This window comes from Streptomyces sp. SM18 (genome assembly GCF_002910775.2).
GTDB lineage: Bacteria > Actinomycetota > Actinomycetes > Streptomycetales > Streptomycetaceae > Streptomyces > Streptomyces halstedii.
In genome coordinates, this window is sequence record NZ_CP029342.1 from 6,052,568 (window position 1) to 6,071,794 (window position 19,227).

Genomic DNA, 19,227 nt, shown 5'->3' on the forward strand with positions numbered 1-19,227 from the left:
GGTCACTTCCCCTCGTTGCGGTTGGCCCGCAGGTAGAACACCGCGAAGACGGCGGAGATCAGGATCAGGACGTTGCCGACGACGGCACCGGCGCCGAAGTCCATCTGGACGAAGGAGTTCTGGTAGGTGAGGGTGCCGAGCGTCTGTGTGGAGTCGGCGGGTCCGCCGTCGGTGAGCGCGAGGACCAGGTCGAGGATCTTGACCGTCGACATGAAGCCGAGCACCAGCACCACGGTGATGACGGGCTTGAGCACCGGCAGCGTCACCGAGCGGAACGTTCGCCAGGCGGACGCGCCGTCCAGGGCCGCCGCCTCGTGCAGTTCCTTGGGGACCTCCTGGAGTCCGCCGTAGAGGATCACCATGTTGAACGGGATGCCGATCCAGATGTTCACCAGGATCACCGAGACCAGTGCCATGCTCGTGCTGGTCAGCCAGGGGGTGTCACCGCCGAGACCCAGCGTGCCCAGGAAGGAGTTGAGCACCCCGGTGTCCTGGTCGAAGATGCGCCGCCAGACGATGCCGGAGACCACCATCGGGACGAGCCACGGCAGCAGGATCAGCGAGCGCAGGATCCCGTTCAGCGGGAAGCGGCGGCTGAAGAAGACGGCCAGGGCGAGCCCGATGCAGAACTGCCCGGCCAGCGATCCGACGGTGAAGAGGATCGTCTGCCACAGGGCCTTGCCGAAGAGCCCGTCGTCGAAGACGTTGCGCCAGTTGTCCAGGCCGTTGAACGGCGCCTCGCCGGTGAAGAAGGTGGACGGTGAGTAGTCCTGGAAGCTCATCACGATGTTGCGGACGAGCGGGTAGCCGAAGAACAGGGCCATGAAGATCACGGCGGGGGCGATGAACCCCCACTGGGCGAGCTGCCGGCGCCGCTTGGCGCGCAGCGGGCTCGGCGGCTTCTCGGCCGCACCGGCGCCGGCGGTCTTCGGGTCGGCCGGGAGCGCGGCGGAGGCTGTGGTGGATGCCATGGTTCGTTACCTCAGTTCCCGCTCGTGACGCGCTGCTGGGCGCGGCTCAGCGCGGCTTCGCTGGACTCGCCGGTGAGGGCGGACTGGAAGGCGCTCTGCAGGGCGAGCGACACCGACGACCACCGCGCGCCGACCTTCGCGGTGCGGGACCGGGCCGTGGAGACCTGTCCGGCCAGGGCCGCCAGCTCCGGGGCCTTCGTACGCCAGACGGCGGCGGCCTTGGTGTTCGCCGGGACCATCCAGCTGTTCAGGGCGTAGGTGATCTGCTCCTGCTCACCCGCCATGCAGCCGATGATCTCGGCGGCCTTCTTCTCGCGCTCGCCGTCACCGGTGTTGGGCACGGTCAGGATTCCGCCGCCCAGCGGGCCGACCGAGTCGTCGCCCGCCTTCGGTACCGGGATCTCGGCGATGCCCCAGTCGAGGCCCTTCTTGGCGTTCAGGGTCTCGACCTGCCAGGGGCCGTTGATCATCATGGCCGCGTTGCCCGCCATGAACTGGTCGTTCACATCGGCCTGGGTCCAGTTGACCGTGGACTTGGAGAGCGAGCCGTCCTTCAGCAGCGCCTTCCAGTAGTCCAGCGCGCCGGCCACCTCGGGGCTGTCGAGCTTCGTCTCGTCGCCGCCGTTGGACCACATGAACGGGGTGAACTGGAAGACACCGTCCTCCGCGCCGCCCGCGCTCAGCGCCAGCCCGTACCGCTTGCCCTGGGTCAGCTTCGCGGCCGTCTCCCGCATCTCGTCCCAGGTGGTGGGCACCGCCAGCCCGGCCTCGTCGAGGGTGTCCTTGTTGTAGAACAGCGCCAGGGTGTTCACCGTGCGCGCCGCCCCGTAGTACTTCCCCCCGTACGAGCCGAAGTCGACGATGCCGTCCGGGATGTCCGTCGTGGTCAGCCCGAGGTCCTTCAGCGGGATCAGGCCGCCGGCCTCGGCGAACGTCGGCATCTCGGAGGCGTCCAGCTGGAGGACGTCCGGCAGCGACTTCGAGGACGCCATCCGCAGCGCCTTCGTCATCAGCTGCGAGGCCGGCACGCTCTGCTGCTCGATGGTGATCCCGAGCTCCTTGCCGCACCGCTTCAGGGTGTCCCCGTCCCAGCGGTGGTAGGACTCGTCGGTCGAGGAGTTCATGACGGTGTAGACGTCCGGGTCCTGCTGCCGGCCGCAGCCCGAGAGGACGGTGCCGGCGACGATCGCGGAGACGACGGTGAGGGGGACGACGATCCGCCTGGTGCGGCGGCCGCGGCGTCGGGTCCGCCCGTCCGGGGAGGGTTCTGTCACGGTGGTGCCCTTGCGGTGAGAGGGTGGCCGGGCCCCATGGGAACGCTCCCACGGGAGTTCGTCAAGCCCCGGCGCCGGATCCGGCGGTGTCACGGCGGGGGAGGACCGGGGGTGTCCGGCGGCTGACCGCCGCCGGACACCGGGTGTCAGCGGACGTTGAGGAGGTGGTCCATGGCGAGTTGGTCGAGGGTTTCGAAGGCCATGGAGCGCTGGGCGGCGGTGTCGGCGTCGAAGTCCTCGTAGGCGGTGCGGTCGGCGAGGAGTGCCTTGAGGCCGTCGTCGGCGGTGGGGCGGGCGAGTTCGTCCAGGCGGGAGGCGGTCAGGGCGTCCTGGACGGCGGGGTCGGCGCGGAAGGCGGCGGCGCGTTCCTTGAGGATGAGGTAGTTGCGCATGCAGTTCTTCGCGGACTCCCACACCCCGTCGATGCCGTCGGTGCGTACCGGCTTGAAGTCGAAGTGGCGCGGCCCGTCCCACCCGGCGCTCTCCAGGAGATCGACCAGCCAGAACGCCTGGCGCAGGTCGCCCGCGCCGAAACGGAAGTCCTGGTCGTACTTGATCCCGGACTGGCCGTTGAGGTCGATGTGGAAGAGCTTGCCCGCCCACAGGGCCTGCGCGATGCCGTGCGGGAAGTTCAGCCCGGCCATCTGCTCGTGCCCGGTCTCCGGGTTCACCCCCACCAGCTCCGGCCGCTCCAGCCGCTCGATGAACGCCAGAGCGTGCCCGATCGTGGGCAGGAGGATGTCCCCACGGGGCTCGTTCGGCTTCGGCTCGATCGCGAACCGCAGGTCGTAGCCCTGCCCGGTGACGTACTCGCCCAGCAGGTCGAAGGCCTCCTTCATCCGGTCCAGCGCCAGCCGCACGTCCTTCGCCGCCCCCGACTCCGCACCCTCACGCCCGCCCCACGCCACATACGTCCCCGCACCCAGCTCGACCGCGAGATCGATGTTCCGGATCACCTTCCGCAACGCGAACCGGCGCACGTCACGGTCGTTCGACGTGAACCCCCCGTCCTTGAACACCGGATGCGTGAACAGATTCGTCGTCGCCATCGGCACCTTCATCCCGGTGCGCTCCAACGCCGCCCTGAACCGCCCCACCAACCGGGCCCGCTCCCCCTCGTCCGCACCGAACGGAATCAGGTCGTCGTCATGGAACGTCACCCCGTGCGCACCCAGCTCCGCCAGCCGCTCCACCGACTCCACCGGATCCAGCACCGGCCGCGTCGCCTCACCGAACGGATCGTTCCCCCGCCAGCCCACCGTCCACAGACCGAACGTGAACCCGTCCTCAGGAGTGGGAGTGAAGCGCTCCGGCATAGCTCAGCCTCTTGTCCGACGAGGGCCGCCCGGCTGCTCCGCCGGTCGGACCCAATTTGTTTGCTTGGAGTACTAATACGCCATCCCGTTCGGGGTTTCTAGACCGTTTCCGTAATGTTTCGGTCACATGGCGCGAACATGGCTGCTCGGAAGCGCTTCACCTGGGGTGACTAGCCGGGCAATGCGGGAATTCCCGCCATGCACCGGCCTGTCGGCCATATTTGTTTTGTGTACGATCAAAATCGAGAGGACCCGCAGCCGCGCTTGCCGCAGGCGCCCTGACGTCCCGCAGTCCAGCACCTTCCCATCGGCTAAGGACCCCCCATGAAGTTCACCGACGGCTTCTGGCAGTTGCGCAGCGGTGTGCACGCCTCGTACGCCACCGAAGTCCGCGACGTCCGCCTGGACGACGACCGTCTCGCCGCCTACGCGGCCGTCAAGCGTGTCCAGCGCCGGGGCGACACGCTGAACGCTCCGCTGATCACCGTCGAGGCCCACGCGCCCGCCGAGGGCGTCATCGCGGTGCGCCTCACCCACCACGCGGGCAAGCGCCGCAGGGGCCCCGACTTCGCGCTGCCCGGAGCGGCGGCACCGGCCGACGGCCGGGCCCCCGGGTCCGCCGCGACGACCCGTACCGAGGGCGCCACCGCCGAACTGACCAGCGGCCCGCTCACCCTCAGGCTGCCGACCGAGGGCGCCTTCGGCCTGGAGTTCCTCGACCAGGACGGGCGGGTCCTGACCGCCGCCGGGCCGAAGGGCAGCGCGTTCGCCACCCTCGACGACGGCAGCCACCACATGGTCGCCCAACTCGCCCTGGGCGTGGGCGAGACGGTCCACGGCCTCGGCGAGCGCTTCACGCCGTACGTCAAGAACGGCCAGACCGTGGACATCTGGCAGGCGGACGGCGGCACCAGCAGTGAACAGGCGTACAAGAACGTCCCGTTCTACCTGTCGTCCCGGGGTTACGGGGTCTTCGTCAACCATCCCGGCAAGGTCTCCTTCGAGGTCGGTTCCGAGGCGGTGGGCCAGGTCCAGTTCAGCGTCGAGGACCAGTCGTTGGAGTACTTCGTCGTCGCGGGCCCGACCCCCAAGGACGTCCTCGCCCGCTACACCGCCCTCACCGGCCTCCCGGCCCTCCCGCCGGCCTGGTCCTTCGGCCTCTGGCTGAGCACGTCCTTCACCACCTCCTACGACGAGGCCACCGTCACCTCGTTCGTCGACGGCATGGCCGAACGCGGCATCCCGCTCAGCGTGTTCCACTTCGACTGCTTCTGGATGCGCGAGTACCAGTGGTCCGACTTCGAGTGGGACCCGGCCGTCTTCCCCGACCCGGAGGGCATGATCGCCCGGCTCAAGGCCAAGGGACTGAGGATCTGCGTCTGGATCAACCCGTACATCGCCCAGAAGGGCGCCCTGTACGAAGAGGGCGCCCGCGAGGGCTACTTCGTCAGGACCGCCGACGGCGACATCTGGCAGTGGGACAAGTGGCAGGCCGGCATGGCGCTGGTCGACTTCACGAACCCCGAGGCCACGGCCTGGTACCAGGACAAGCTAAAGGGGCTCCTCGGCCAGGGCGTCGACGGCTTCAAGACCGACTTCGGCGAGCGCGTCCCCACCGACGTGGTCTGGCACGACGGCTCCGACCCGGAGCGTATGCACAACTACTACACGCACCTGTACAACCAGGCCGTCTTCGAACTCCTGGAGGAGGAGCGGGGCGCCGGTGAGGCCGTCCTGTTCGCCCGTTCGGCGACCGCCGGGGGCCAGCAGTACCCGGTCCACTGGGGCGGCGACTGCTTCTCCTCCTTCGAGGCCATGGCCGAGTCGCTGCGCGGCGGACTCTCCCTCTCGCTGTCGGGCTTCGGCTTCTGGAGCCATGACATCGGCGGCTTCGAGGGCACCCCCGACCCGGGGGTCTTCAAGCGGTGGCTCGCCTTCGGCCTGCTCTCCTCGCACAGCCGGCTGCACGGCTCCTCCTCGTACCGGGTGCCGTGGGAGTTCGGCGAGGAGGCGGTGGACGTGGCCCGGCGGTTCACCCGGCTCAAGCACCGCCTGATGCCGTATCTGTACGGCGCCGCGGTCCAGGCCCACCGCACCGGCGTACCGACCATGCGCCCGCTGCTGCTGGAGTTCCCCGACGACCCGACCGCCCGGGTGGTGGACCGTCAGTACCTCCTGGGCCCGGACCTCCTGGTCGCCCCGGTCTTCACCGAGGACGGCGAGGTCGAGTACTACGTCCCCGAGGGCACCTGGACCTCGCTGCTCACCGGTGAGACCGTCACCGGCCCCGCCTGGCACCGGGAGACCCACGGCTACGACAGCCTGCCGCTGCTGGTCCGCCAGGGCGCGGTGCTGGCCCTCGGCGCCGACGACTCCCGCCCGGACGGCGCGTGGCTCGACGGCCTCGAACTCCGGGTGTACGCCCCCGCCGGAAGCGGCGACTTCACCCGTACGGTCACGGTCCCCGACCACACGGGCGCGGTCGCCGCGACGTACGAGGTGGTCCGTGAGGGGGGAGAGGTCCGCGTCGTCACCGACACGGACCGGCCGTACACGGTCACGGTCGTAGGCTGATCCTTCGGGCCGGCCCCGACCGGGGCCGGCCCACCGGCACGAGCGTCACGAAGGTGGAGTCCATGGGCGAGCTGCTTCTGATCCGGCACGGCGAGACGGAATGGTCCCGCTCCGGACAGCACACGAGCTACACGGACCTGCCGCTGACGGACCTCGGCGAGCGCCAGGCCCGCGCCCTCGTCCCCGTCCTCGCCGAACGCCGCGTCGGGCTGACCCTGGTCAGCCCCCTTCTGCGGGCCCGCCGCACCGCCGAACTCGCCGGCCTGGCCACGCCCCGCGTCACCCCCGACCTGCACGAGTGGGACTACGGGGCCTACGAGGGCGTCACCACGGTGGACATCCGCCGCACCCGGCCCGACTGGAACCTGTGGACCGACGGTGTCGCCCCCGGCCCCGAGGAGCACCCCGGAGAATCCCCGGCCGAGGTCGCGGCCCGCGCCGACCGGGTCCTGGCCGAGGTGCGGGCGGCGGCCTCCCGCATCGGTGACGACGACATCGCGCTGGTCGCCCACTCCCACTTCCTGCGCGTCCTCACGGCCCGCTACCTGGACCTGTCGGCCACCGGCGGTGAGCTCTTCCAGCTCGCCACGGGCGCCGTCTCCCGTCTCGGCCGGGAACACGGCAAGCCGGTCGTCACCGCGTGGAACGTCGCCATCCCGAAGAGCCTCTTCGACGCCGTGGGGTGCTGAGCGGGGGCCACCCCCTCCCGCCGGCCCCGCGGGCGGACGCGCGGAGGCCGGTACCTCGCCCCCGGGGTACCGGCCGTTCCGAACCGCCGACGGCGCTCAGGCCGCCATCTTCTTCAGTGACGTCAGGTGGGCGAAGACGACGACGTTGGCCGAGTAGCCGTTCTTCTTGTCGAAGCGTCCGCCGCACGTCATGAGCCTGAGTTCCGGACGGCCGGTGGGCCCGTACACCTTCTCGTCCGGGAACTTGTCCTTCGTGTACGTCTTCACCTCGTCGACGGTGAAGACCGCGGTCTTCTTGTCCGCCCGGGTGACCTTCACGGTGTCCCCGTGGCGCAGCGCGTTGAGGTTGAGGAAGATCGCGGGCCCTGTCTCGGTGTCGCGGTGGCCGACGATCAGGGAGGTGCCCGCCTCGCCGGGGGACGGGCCGTCCTGGTACCAGCCCACCAGCTTGGGCTCGCTCAGCGGCGGGGCGCCGAGCCGCCCCTTCGTGTCGAGCCCCAGACCGGTGACCGGCGCCTCGATGAAGATGGCGGGGACGGCGACCTTGACCGGGCGGGAGTGCACCAGGGGCGCGTGCGAGGCCGGTACCTTCTCCGGCGGCTTGTGCGGGGCCCGTCGGAAGGGCTGGGCCCCGCCGCCCGCGGCGTCACCGCCGCGGGCGGCGGTGACCGACGGGTCGTCGGGCGAGTCCGAGCTCGCCCAGACGATGCCGGTCACCAGCGAGAAGGTCACGCTCAGCGTCATGGTGAGACGGCACGCCCGGCTCGGGCCCCGCCGTCGCCGCCGTCGGCTGCCGGCCCTATGCCTCGTCGCGGGCACGACGGCGTGCGGATCGGCGGACCATGACCAGCCCCGCGATACCGACCGCCCCGGCGGCCAGCGCTGCGGTGGTCCCGAGGTTCGAGTCGCTCTCGGAGCTGACGCTCTCCATGTCCGGGACGCCGCCGCCGCCCGCGGGGACCGCGCCGGACGGCTTCTCCCAGCCGCCCTTCTCGCCGCCCTTCGAGGCGCCCGACTCCGAGGCGCCCCGGCCGTTGTTGTCCGCGCGGCTGCCGTTGTCGGCGGGCTTGGAGCAGTCCACCTCGAAGCTCTTCTGCTTCGGGCCGGCGGGGACGGTCCACACCAACTGGTAGGTGCCCTCGGGGAGCAGGTACTCCTGGCTGCGCGCCGAGCCGTTCACCAGCGGCAGCGTGCTCTGCAGGGTGTCCCCCGGGGGGACGGTCGGGGGCTGTGCGGTGATCGTCCAGGGGACGGAGGGGAACGACTCGAAGTTGCTGGCGACGAGGACGAACTTGCAGACCTCGACCCCGTCGCGGTCGCCACGCGAGTGCCAGCCGACCGAACGGACGTCGATGTCACCGCTGTCACCGGGGAGGGCGTAGGCGGCGGGTGCTCCGGCGAGGGTGGCTCCGGCGACGGCGACCGCGGCGGCCACCGTGGTGCCCGCGCGGACGCTGCGGGAGCGGACGGAAGCGGAAATGCGCATGCTGGGCTCCTTCAAGCCGAGATGATTGTCGTACTGATCACCTGATCGCCTAAGAGATGCCATGGATCATCAAAAAAGTGTGTCGGGACACCGTAAAAAAGCACATAAGTACCCTGACTAGCCGATAGCGGGCGGCGTGGGGTGCGCCGGTCACACAGAAGGACGGACCACCCCCGTGCTGCGGGGTGGCCCGTCCTCGGCGCGGTGTCCGCGTCGGTCAGAAGGGTCGGCCTCGGTCAGAAGGGCCGGCTCAGGAGATCAGCTCCACCTCCGCGAGGACCGCCTTCCCGGTGCTCACCAGCCGGTACTTCGCGTACGTGCCCGGCGCCGCCACCGAGAACACCCGGGTCTGCCGGTCCCAGGCGAACGTCTGTCCGGACCGCTTGTCCAGGTTCTTCCAGGTGGTCCCGTTCGACGAGCCCTGGAGCACCCAGCCGGTGGGGGCCTGGTCCGCCGCGGCCGACGTCAGCGTGTACTGGACCGCCTTCGTCCGCGCGGGCACCGGAAGCTCGACCGACTCGACGGCCGCCGAGGTGGCCGAGGTGTTGTCGAACAGCGCCCCCTCGCCCTTGAGGACGTCGCCCCTCGGGGAGGGCACCTTGTCGTCCTGGGTGACCGAGACCGGGGCCGCGTTCTTGCCCGTGCCCCACGCCGACGGCCTGGGGCCCATGTCGAAGTCCAGCACCCCGCCCTTGGCGAGCAGGTCGTGCGGCAGCGAGGTGGAGGTCCACTTCTTGCCGTTGACCTTCAGGCCCTGGACGTAGATGTTCTTCGCGCTGTTCCTCGGCGCCTTCACGACCAGGTCGCGGCCGTTCTCCAGGTGCACGGTCGCCTTGGTGAAGAGCGGCGAGCCGATCGCGTACTCGCCACTGCCCATCACCAGCGGGTAGAAGCCGAGGGAGGAGAAGAGGAACCAGGCCGACTGCTCGCCGTTGTCCTCGTCGCCGTGGTAGCCCTGGCCGATCTCGCTGCCGGTGTACAGCCGGCCGAGGACCTCGCGGACCTTCTCCTGCGCCTTGTAGGGCTGCGAGGCCGCGTCGTACATGTACGTGGCGTGGTGGGCGACCTGGTTGCTGTGGCCGTACTGGCCCATCCGCACGTCACGCGCCTCGGTCATCTCGTGGATGACCCCGCCGTAGGAGCCCACGAACTCCGGGCCTGCGGTCTCGGGTGTGGAGAAGTAGGTGTCCAGCTTCTTCGCGAGGCCGTCCCGGCCGCCGTACAGGTTGGCCAGACCGCGGCTGTCCTGCGGGGCGGTGAAGGCGTAGCCCCAGCCGTTGGTCTCGGTGTAGTCGTACCCCCAGACCCTCGGGTCGTACTGGCCGGAGGGCAGCCGCCAGTCGCCGTCCGGCTTCTTGCCCTGGAAGAAACCGGCCTGGTCGTCGAAGAGCTTGACGTAGTTCCGGGACCGGTTGAGGAAGTACTCCGACTCCTCCTTGTAGCGCGCCTTCTTCGTCTTCTTGTAGAGCGCCTTGCCCATCTGGGCGATGCCGTAGTCGTTGAGGTAGCCCTCCAGCGACCAGGAAAGGCCCTCGTGCGTCGAGGTGTTCGCGTATCCGGTGAAGACCGAGGTCTCCATCCCCTTGCGGCCGACGCCGGAGGACGGCGGGGCCACCGTGGCGTTCTTGACCGCCGCGTCGTAGGCCGCCTCCGCGTCGAAGTCCACGCCCTTGACGTACGCGTCGGCGAAGGCCACGTCCGAACTGGTGCCGGTCATCAGGTCGGCGTAGCCGGGGGATGACCACCGCGAGACCCAGCCGCCGTCCTTGTACTGCTGGACGAAACCGTCGACCATCTTCCCGGCCTGCTTCGGGGTGAGGAAGGAGTACGCCGGCCAGGTCGTCCGGTAGGTGTCCCAGAAGCCGTTGTTGACGTACACCTCGCCCTCGACGATCTTCGCCCCGGTCCGCGTCGGGGTGTCGGTGCCGGTCTTCGGCGAGAACGCGCTCGCGTACACGCTCTTCCCCTTCACCTGCTCGAAGCCGGAGTTGGGGTAGAGGTACAGGCGGTAGAGGCTGGAGTAGAGCGTGGTCAGCTGGTCGGTGTCGGCGCCCTCGACCTCCACCTTGCCGAGGAGCGCGTCCCAGGCCTTCTGCGCGTCCTTCTCCACCCGCTCGAAGGAGTGCTTCGCCGGCAGTTCCGCGGCGAGGTTCGCCTTCGCCTGGTCGACGCTGATCAGTGAGGTGGCCAGCCGCAGGCCGACCGTGCGGTCCTTGCCCGGGGCGAAGCGGAAGAAGCCGGTGACGTCGTCACCGCCGCCGCCCTTCAGCCGGCCGCTGTCGGTCACCTTCGCGTCGAAGACGCCGTGGACGAACAGCCGGGTGGCGCCGGTGGAACCGCCGCTCTTCACGTCGGAGTAGCCGCTGAACGAGCCGGTGGCCGGGTCCAGGGTGAGGCCGCCGTCGTTGCTGACGTTGTCGAAGACGACGCTCGCGTCGTCACCGGGGAAGGTGAAGCGCATCCGCGCCGCGTGGTCGGTGGGCGCCATCTCGGCCTTGAGGCCGTTCTCGAACGTCACGCCGTAGTAGTGCGGCCTCGCCGTCTCGTTCTCGTGGCGGAACGGCAGGGCGCGGGCCGTCCGGGAGGCGTCCGGGGTGCCGGAGGCCGCCGACGGCATCAGCTGGAAGGTCTGGCGGTCACCCATCCAGGGGCTTGGCTCATGACTGGCCGAAAACGCCTGGAGCGTGGGCAGGTTGTCCGCGTTGTTGCCCCGCGCGTAGTCGTACAGCCAGCTCGTGGTCCCCGCGTTGGTCACCGGGGTCCAGAAGTTGAAACCGTGCGGGACGGCCGTGGCGGGGATGTTGTTGCCCCGCGAGAAGCTGCCGCTGGAGTTCGTGCCGCGGATGGTCGAGGCGTAGTCCGACAGGTGCGCCCGGCGCTTCTCCGGGGCCTTCGGGGCGATCGTGATGTCGTCGATCCAGCCCTGGAACTTCGCGGGGCCCTGGGAGGAGTCGTACGCCACCAGGATCCGGTCGACGCGCTTGCCGGCCGCGACCGCGCCGATGCCCGCGTCCACCTTGTTCCACTGGTTCACGTACAGCCGCTTGGCGTCCGCCTGGCCCTGCGGGGTCAGCGGTCCGCCGTGGCTGTCGGTGGCCTTCAGCTCGCTCAGATAGGTGCCGTCGGTGAACGCCAGGTCCACCGCGACGTGCGTCGACGGGTAGTTCAGGTCCGTCTCGCCCATCTGCGGATAGACCAGGTAGGAGAGCCGGGTGTCCCGGGTGACGAGCGTGTCCACGTCGAAGACCTTGTTGTACGCGTACGCCCGGCCCTTCGGCAGGTGCGTACCCGCGTAGCGCAGCGCCTTCGTCCCGGTGAACCCGGCGCCCGCCTTGGCGGTGGGGGAGCCCGACGGGCCGCGGTCGGTCTGGGTGCGCATCTCGTCGGGGGCGGGCGAGTAGGTGCCGCCGTCGGAGAACTGGACGTCGGCGAGCTGGATCGCGTCGGAGGCGCCGTTGTTCTTCGTGATCTCCAGCCGGAAGTGCTGGTAGGCCCGGCCCGGGGCGATGTCGTACGACGTGGTGTGCAGCCGCTTCGCGAACGTCTGGCCGGTCCGGGTGTCCAGGTCCGTCCAGCTCTTCCCGTCGGCGGACCCCTTCAGCGTCCAGTCCTTCGGGTCGCGTTCGTCGTGGTCGTTCGCCGACGTCAGGGCGTACGCGGCGAGTTCGACCGGTGCGGCCAGATCGAACTCGACCCAGCCGGAGGAGGCGAATTCCAGCCACTTGGTGGAGGGCTCCACGTCGACGAGGTTCTCCTTCACCTCGCCGCCGGCGGTGTTCTCACCGCTGGCCCGCAGCTCCGTGACCTGATCGGTGACATTGCCCGGTATTCCGGCAGAGAATCCGCCATCGACACCGGATGTCCTTTTCTTTCCGTCCGGGGCTTCTTCGACGGTGTTCCGCCAGTCCGGCTGAATCTCGTCGGCTTCGAAGGAGGAGCTGAACGAGGTGTTTCCGGGCGATTTCCCCGGAGAGCCCGACGGATGCGCGAGAGCCGCCGTGGGGGTCGCGGCGACGAGGACGAGAGAGGCCGCGGTGACCGCGGCCCAGTAGCCGTGTCTCTTTCGAGAGCCTTGCCGGTGAGCGCGTAGGGACTGCATGCGAAGCACATCCTCCTGTGGGGCACGCGGAGACAACGTTGTCACTGTGGGACGCGGGTACCAGTAGGGAGGTAAGTGGCTCGATGTGTCAAGGGTGTTGCACCGGAACGGCGGGCCGAAACGGCCGAAAAGCGGAAATGGGCATTCCGGTGCATGGGCCGTTGCCCGGACAGACGGTGCCGACACGTCCGCGAGGTCTCAACTCGGGAAAGACTGCCGCTCAAACCTGCATTCGATCTTGCTCAGTTGGCCGCAAGTGGACTATACCTGTCGGCGTCCGCACAGCCGTTTCCCACGGCCGCGGGCACGGGGGACGGGTCACGTCTGCGGGGCGCCATGCGGCGGCCGGCAGCACGCTCCCCGGAAACTCCCCCACTGCACCTGGAAATCCGGCAATCTGCACGACCCAAGCGCAACTGACCGCGGTGGCGGGACCCTTCGCCTGAGGCGAATTCACGACGGGTGACCGGTACACCGCCTGAGTCCTGGAGAAGGCGAGGACTTGAGCATGGGATCCACCTCCGGCCACACGAATGAGGGCCTTGGCCGTCGCGATGTGATCAAGCGTTCTGCCGCACTCGGCCTGATCGCCGTACCGACGATGGGCTTCCTGTCGTCCTGTGCGAGCAGCGACGGCGGGAGCGACGACGACAAGGTCGAAAAGGGCACCAAGAGCGCGAAGAACCCGCTGGGTGTCAACGAGACCGCGGCGCTCGACGTCGTCATCTTCAACGGCGGCTTCGGCGAGCAGTACGCCATCGACGCGGAGAAGAAGTACAACGCGGCCTTCCCCAAGGCTCCGAAGGTCAAGCACACGGCGACCGAGAAGATCCAGTCGACGCTTCAGCCGCGCTTCAACGGCGGCACCCCGCCGGACCTGATCGACAACTCCGGTGCCGAGCAGATGGACATGGGCGTCCTGGTCGGCAAGAACCAGCTGCTCGACCTCACCCCGCTGATGGACGCCCCGTCCTACGACGACCCGGCCAAGAAGGTCCGCGACACGCTGCGCCCCGGTGTCCTGGAGATGGGCCAGTTCGACGGCGACCCGGTGTGGATCATGTACTACGCGTACACGGTCTACGGCGTCTGGTACTCGCAGACGGCCCTGGAGAAGCTCGACGCGACGTACCCGGAGAACTGGGACGACATGCTCGCGCTCTGCAAGAAGGCGAAGAGCAAGGGCATCGCCGGCTGGACGTACCCCGGCAAGTACCCGTACTACCTGCCGTTCTCGCTGTACCCCTTCATCGGCAAGATCGGCGGCCGCGAGGTCCTCGACAAGATCGACAACCTGGAGCCGAACGCCTGGAAGGACCCGGCCGTCAAGGCCGCGTTCGAGGCGTACTACGAGCTCTACCAGAAGGGCTACGTCCTCAAGGGCACCCCCGGCCTCACCCACATCCAGTCGCAGACCGAGTGGACCAAGGGCAAGGCGCTGTTCATCCCGAACGGCTCGTGGGTGGAGAACGAGGCCGCGCCCACCACGCCGGACGACTTCAAGATGATGGTCGGCGCGCCCTCCAGCCTGGACTCGTCCGACAAGATGCCCTACGGCACCATCTGGGCCTCCGGCGGCGAACCCTTCATCGTCCCGGCGAAGTCGAAGAACCCCGAGGGCGCCATGGAGCAGCTGCGCATCATGCTCAGCGAGGACTCCTCGAAGAACTTCACCAAGGCGGTGAAGTCGCTCAGCGCCTACAACGGAGGCACCGACGGCCTGGAGCTGTCGACCGCCATGCAGTCCGGCGTGGACGTGCTGAAGCAGGCCGGCGACAACGTGGTGAACCCCCGTATGCAGGACTGGTACGTGAAGCTCCAGAAGGAGCAGATCGGCATCGCCGGGCTCGGCGAGATGATGGCCGGCCGCGCGACCCCGGCGGAGACCATCAAGAAGATCCAGGCGTTCGCCGACGCGGCCGCCAAGGACCAGTCCATCAAGCACTACAAGCACCAGTGAGCAACCGTCACCAGCGGCGGCACCCGCTCAGAGATCGGGGTCGGTAAACGATGCAGCACGGCAAGTACCGTTTCATCGTGGGATTCCTCGTGGTCCCCCTGGCGTTGTACGCCATCTTCGTCATCTGGCCTTTCGTCCAGTCCATCTACTACTCGTTCACGGACTGGACGGGGCTCAGCCCGGAATTCAAGATGGTCGGCTTCGACAACTACAGCCGGATGCTCGACGACCCCATCTTCTGGAAGTCGTTGCAGCACAGTGTGCTGCTCGTGCTGCTGCTGCCGCTGGTGACGCTGGGACTCGCGCTCTTCTTCGCCTTCATGCTGAATGTCGGCGGCCGTCGGCGGAAGAACGCCACGGTCGCCGGCGTGCGGGGTTCCTCGTTCTACAAGATCGCCTATTTCTTCCCCCAGGTGCTGTCGATCGTGATCGTCGCCCTGCTCTTCCAGTTCGCGTTCAACCCGACGTCCGGAATGCTGAATTCGACGCTGAAGGCCGTCGGTCTCAGAAGCCTTCAGCCGGACTGGCTCGGAGATCCGAACCTCGCGCTGTACTGCGTGATGGTGGTCCTCATCTGGTCGACCGTCGGATTCTTCGTCGTGCTGTTCTCCGCCGGAATGGCCTCCATTCCGAAGGACTTCTACGAGGCGGCGCTGCTGGACGGTGCCGACCGCGTCACGACGTTCTTCAAGATCACGCTGCCGCTGCTCTGGGACACGGTGCAGTCCGGCTGGGTCTACATGGGCATCCTGGCCCTCGGGGTGGAGGCGTTCACCGCGGTCCAGGTCATGACCGTGGGCCCCGGCGGCCCCGACTACTCGACCACCATCCTGCCGCTGTACGTGTACCAGACGGCCTTCCGGGACGCCCAGGCCGGATACGCCACCACGATCGGTGTCGGGCTGCTCATCGTCACCATGCTCTTCGCGGGCATCGTGATGCGGCTGGGCCGGCGCGAGCGGCTGGAGTTCTGATGCCGGGGCCCGTCAGGTACGACGACCGGGTTCCCGGCGACGCGCAGAACAGTTCGGTCCCGGTGGCCGGCCCGACAGTTGTACGAGGTGAGCACACGTGAAGGTCACTGAGACCCCTCCCGCCGTCCCGTCACCGCGCTCGCCGGTGACGAAGAGCGCCACCCCCGCGGGTGAACCGGCCAAGGCGACCGAGGGCACCGTCCTCAACGTCTTCTCGCACGGGATGCTCGTCATCTGGGCCGTGCTCGTCGTGATGCCGCTGCTGTGGGCGGTGATGGCGTCCTTCAAGACGGACGACGCGATCCTCTCGACCCCGTGGTCGCTGCCCGACCGGCTCCACTTCGAGAACTGGTCGCGGGCCTGGACCCAGGCCCATATGAGCGACTACTTCCTCAACACCATCCTGGTGGTGGGCGGTTCCCTCATCGGCACACTGCTGCTCGGCTCGATGGCCGCCTATGTGCTGGCGCGGTTCGACTTCCCGGGGAACCGCTTCATCTACTTCCTCTTCATCGGGGGGATGAGCTTCCCGATCATCCTGGCGCTGGTCCCGCTGTTCTTCGTCATGAACAACATGGGCCTGCTGAACTCGGTGCACGGGCTGATCCTGGTCTACATCGCCTACTCGCTGCCCTTCACCGTCTTCTTCCTCACCTCCTTCTTCCGGACGCTGCCGACCTCGATCGCGGAAGCGGCCATGCTCGACGGCGCCTCGCACACCCGGACCTTCTTCCAGGTGATGCTGCCCATGGCCAGGCCCGGCCTGATCAGCGTCGGGATCTTCAACTTCCTGGGCCAGTGGAACCAGTACATGCTGCCGACGGTGCTCAACACCGACCCCGACGGCAAGGTGCTCTCCCAGGGACTCGTCGAACTGGCCACCAGCCAGGGGTACAAGGGTGACTGGTCGGGCCTCTTCGCCGGCCTGGTCATGGCGATGCTGCCGGTCCTCGCGGCCTACATCGTCTTCCAGCGGCAGGTGGTCGCGGGGCTGACGGCGGGGGCGCTCAAGTAAGGGCCGCCCACGCGTTCACGTATCAGTCACACCCGCCGCAGAAGCAACAACAGTCACCAGAAACGAACACGTCTCTGAGCCCGTGAACCGCCCCCGGTCATCGACCGGTGGGCGGTTCACGGCGTTTTCGGGGCCTTCGCCGGGGCGTGAGAGGGGAGGCCCCGCGCTCACCCGAGGCTGCCACTGCTCAAGGTCTTGACGGGGGGCACCCCAAAACGCTCAGCTTAGAGTTCACATGTTGGAGAATATGGCAGGAGTGGGAGAGTCGATGGAGACTCCGGGGTCGCAGACGTCTCTGCATCGGGCCAACCTTGAGCGGGTCGTGCGCGCGGTGAGGATGGCGGGGTCGCTGACCCAGGCCGAGATCGCCAGGAGCACGGGCCTGTCGGCGGCCACCGTCTCCAACATCGTCCGCGAACTCAAGGACGGCGGCACGGTCGAGGTGACGCCCACCTCGGCGGGCGGGCGCCGGGCCAGGAGCGTCTCCCTCAGCGGGGACGCGGGCATCGTCATCGGGGTCGATTTCGGCCATACGCACCTCAGGGTGGCCATCGGCAACCTGGCCCACCAGGTCCTCGCCGAGGAGTCCGAGCCGCTGGACGTGGACGCCTCGTCGGCGGAAGGTTTCGGCCGGGCGGAACAGCTGGTCAACCGCCTCGTCGAGACCACCGGCATCGCGCCCGGGAAGGTGATCGGTGTCGGCCTCGGCGTACCGGGCCCGATCGACGTCGAGTCCGGCACGCTGGGCTCCACCTCGATCCTGCCGGGCTGGACCGGCATCAATCCCGGCCAGGAGCTCGCGGGCCGCCTGGGCGTCCCGGTGTACGTGGACAACGACGCCAACCTGGGGTCGCTGGGCGAGCTGGTCTGGGGCGCCGGCCGGGGCGTCAAGGACCTCGCGTACATCAAGGTCGCCAGCGGTGTCGGCGCCGGCCTGGTGATCGACGGGCGCATCTACCGCGGACCGGGCGGGACGGCCGGTGAGATCGGGCACATCACCCTGGACGAGTCCGGCCCCGTCTGCCGCTGCGGCAACCGCGGCTGCCTGGAGACCTTCACCGCCGCCCGGTACGTGCTGCCGCTGCTCCGGCCGAGCCACGGACCCGACCTCACGATGGACCGGGTCGTGCAGCTGGCCCGCGAGGGTGATCCGGGCTGCCGCAGGGTGATCGGTGACGTCGGCCGGCACATCGGCAGCGGCGTGGCGAACCTGTGCAACCTCCTCAACCCCAGCCGGGTGGTGCTCGGCGGCTCACTCGCCGAGGCGGGCGAACTCGTGCTCGGGCCCATCCGCGACTCGGTCTCGCGGTACGCCATCCCCAGCGCCGCCCGGCAGCTCTCGGTGCTTCCCGGCGCGCTCGGCGGACGGGCCGAGGTGCTGGGCGCCCTGGCCCTCGTACTCAGCGAGATGGGGGATTCAACCCTTTTGGAGAGCACTGCCCCTGCGGCCTCTCCTGCCTTCACTTAGATAACGGATGGCACCGTTGTCATCTCGTTAAGAATTTACTCCTTGACGGCGGCCCTGCGGCCGAGTTGACTTCCAGCCACCTCGGCCGCAACGTCGCGGCCTCGTCAGGGAGGTTCGAAATGAACACGCGTATACGTCGTGCCGCCGTTGCCGTTGCCGCCACCACGATGGCCGTCTCGCTCGCCGCTTGCGGGAGCGCCAAGGAGTCGGGCGACAAGGCCGAGAAGGACTCGGGCAAGAAGGGCGACGATCTCAAGATCGGTCTGCTCCTTCCCGAGAACGGGACCGCCCGTTACGAGAAGTTCGACAAGCCGATCATCGAGAAGAAGGTCGGCGAACTCACCGGAGGCAAGGCGGAGGTCGTCTACGCCAACGCCAAGCAGGACGCCACCACGCAGGCGCAGCAGGTCGAGACCATGATCACCAACAAGGTGGACGCGCTGATCATCGACGCCGTCGACTCCAAGGCGATCGAGAACAGCGTCAAGAAGGCCAAGGACGCCGGGATCCCCGTCGTCGCCTTCGACCGCCTCGCCGAGGGCCCGATCGACGCCTACACCTCCTTCGACAACGAAGAGGTCGGCCGCGCCCAGGGCACCGCCCTGCTGGAGGCCCTGGAGGGCAAGACCAAGCCCACGATCGTGATGATGCACGGCGCGATCACCGACCCGAACGCCGCGCTCTTCAAGAAGGGCGCCAAGTCCGTCCTCGACGGCAAGGTGACCTACGGCAAGGAGTACGACACCAAGGAGTGGAAGGCGGAGAACGCCAACGCCAACATGGAGGGCGCGATCACCGCCCTCGGCAAGGACAAGATCGACGGCGTCTACTCCGCCAACGACGGTCTGGCGGGTGGCATCATCCAGGCCCTCAAGTCCGCCGGTGTCTCCAAGCTCCCGCCGATCACCGGCCAGGACGCCGAACTCGCCGGTGTGCAGCACATCGTGGCCGGTGAGCAGTTCATGAGCGTCTACAAGTCCTACCCGCAGGAGGGCATCGTCGCCGCGGAGATGGCCGTCGCGCTCGCCAAGGGCGAGAAGCTCGACTCCATCGCCACGTCCAAGGCCGACAACGCCACCCAGAAGGACGTCCCCACGGTGCTCGTCCCGGTCGTCTCGCTGACCAAGGACAACATCAAGGAGACCATCATCAAGGACGGCATCTGGAAGATCGAGGAGATCTGCACGGCCAAGTACAAGGCCGCCTGCGACGCGATCGACCTGAAGTAGTCCTTGCCGCGGACCGGCCCGCAGCACCCGGCCGTTCCGCAGGTGAAGAGCCCGTCCGGTGCCCCGCCCACCAACTGTCCCGCTACCGGGCGGGGCACCGGACGGAACGCTTCCGCAGTTCCTATGTTCCTGCTCGACCACCGCGCCTCCCCCCAGGCGCGGCATCCCCGCC

13 protein-coding genes are annotated in these 19,227 nt (G+C 68.5%); 7 read left to right on the forward strand and 6 right to left on the reverse strand.

All coding sequences use genetic code 11. The annotated features are described in order from the left end of the window. Positions 1 to 2 precede the first annotated feature (2 nt). The 3 genes from B9S64_RS26970 to xylA all read right to left on the reverse strand — a co-directional run bounded on the left by B9S64_RS26970 (position 3) and on the right by xylA (position 3,561). On the reverse strand, positions 3 to 971 hold the full coding sequence (locus B9S64_RS26970) for a carbohydrate ABC transporter permease (protein WP_103493711.1): 969 nt from the start codon (positions 969 to 971) through the stop codon (positions 3 to 5). An 11-nt stretch (positions 972 to 982) separates the two neighbouring features. Continuing rightward, complete coding sequence (locus B9S64_RS26975; protein ID WP_103493712.1) at positions 983 to 2,245, reverse strand: sugar ABC transporter substrate-binding protein; 1,263 nt, start codon at positions 2,243 to 2,245, stop codon at positions 983 to 985. A 146-nt stretch (positions 2,246 to 2,391) separates the two neighbouring features. Beyond that, positions 2,392 to 3,561, reverse strand: a complete 1,170-nt coding sequence (gene xylA, locus B9S64_RS26980) for a xylose isomerase (protein ID WP_103490482.1) — start codon at positions 3,559 to 3,561, stop codon at positions 2,392 to 2,394. A gap of 324 nt (positions 3,562 to 3,885) precedes the next feature. Between xylA and yicI the strand changes: the two genes are divergently transcribed. Continuing rightward, entirely contained in the window at positions 3,886 to 6,135 is a 2,250-nt protein-coding gene (gene yicI, locus B9S64_RS26985) for an alpha-xylosidase (protein ID WP_109492142.1), read from the forward strand. Between the two features lie 62 nt (positions 6,136 to 6,197). Continuing rightward, positions 6,198 to 6,824, forward strand: coding sequence for a histidine phosphatase family protein (locus B9S64_RS26990; RefSeq protein ID WP_103493934.1), 627 nt, complete (start codon positions 6,198 to 6,200; stop codon positions 6,822 to 6,824). Between the two features lie 96 nt (positions 6,825 to 6,920). Here B9S64_RS26990 and B9S64_RS26995 read toward each other — a convergent pair whose 3' ends face one another. The 3 genes from B9S64_RS26995 to B9S64_RS27005 form a co-directional block, all read right to left on the reverse strand. Next, the gene (locus B9S64_RS26995) at positions 6,921 to 7,568 is read right to left on the reverse strand and encodes a class F sortase (protein WP_103493935.1); all 648 of its coding nucleotides are present in this window, start codon (positions 7,566 to 7,568) and stop codon (positions 6,921 to 6,923) included. Positions 7,569 to 7,623: 55 nt separating this feature from the next. Next, entirely contained in the window at positions 7,624 to 8,310 is a 687-nt protein-coding gene (locus B9S64_RS27000) for a hypothetical protein (RefSeq protein WP_103493936.1), read from the reverse strand. A gap of 250 nt (positions 8,311 to 8,560) precedes the next feature. Continuing rightward, positions 8,561 to 12,409: a GH92 family glycosyl hydrolase gene (locus B9S64_RS27005; protein WP_103493937.1), complete on the reverse strand. Its 3,849-nt coding sequence runs from the start codon at positions 12,407 to 12,409 to the stop codon at positions 8,561 to 8,563. Positions 12,410 to 12,917: 508 nt separating this feature from the next. Between B9S64_RS27005 and ngcE the strand changes: the two genes are divergently transcribed. The 5 genes from ngcE to B9S64_RS27030 all read left to right on the forward strand — a co-directional run bounded on the left by ngcE (position 12,918) and on the right by B9S64_RS27030 (position 19,055). Further along, complete coding sequence (gene ngcE / locus B9S64_RS27010) at positions 12,918 to 14,369, forward strand: N-acetylglucosamine/diacetylchitobiose ABC transporter substrate-binding protein (RefSeq protein WP_103493938.1); 1,452 nt, start codon at positions 12,918 to 12,920, stop codon at positions 14,367 to 14,369. A 50-nt stretch (positions 14,370 to 14,419) separates the two neighbouring features. Next, positions 14,420 to 15,343 carry a carbohydrate ABC transporter permease gene (locus B9S64_RS27015; RefSeq protein ID WP_103493939.1) on the forward strand — a complete coding sequence of 308 codons (924 nt, stop codon included), beginning with the start codon at positions 14,420 to 14,422 and terminating at the stop codon, positions 15,341 to 15,343. Between the two features lie 97 nt (positions 15,344 to 15,440). Further along, on the forward strand, positions 15,441 to 16,358 hold the full coding sequence (locus B9S64_RS27020) for a carbohydrate ABC transporter permease (RefSeq protein ID WP_103493940.1): 918 nt from the start codon (positions 15,441 to 15,443) through the stop codon (positions 16,356 to 16,358). A gap of 268 nt (positions 16,359 to 16,626) precedes the next feature. Then, the gene (locus B9S64_RS27025; RefSeq protein ID WP_028442728.1) at positions 16,627 to 17,826 is read left to right on the forward strand and encodes an ROK family transcriptional regulator; all 1,200 of its coding nucleotides are present in this window, start codon (positions 16,627 to 16,629) and stop codon (positions 17,824 to 17,826) included. Positions 17,827 to 17,945: 119 nt separating this feature from the next. Then, on the forward strand, positions 17,946 to 19,055 hold the full coding sequence (locus B9S64_RS27030; RefSeq protein WP_103493941.1) for a sugar ABC transporter substrate-binding protein: 1,110 nt from the start codon (positions 17,946 to 17,948) through the stop codon (positions 19,053 to 19,055). Positions 19,056 to 19,227: the final 172 nt, after the last annotated feature.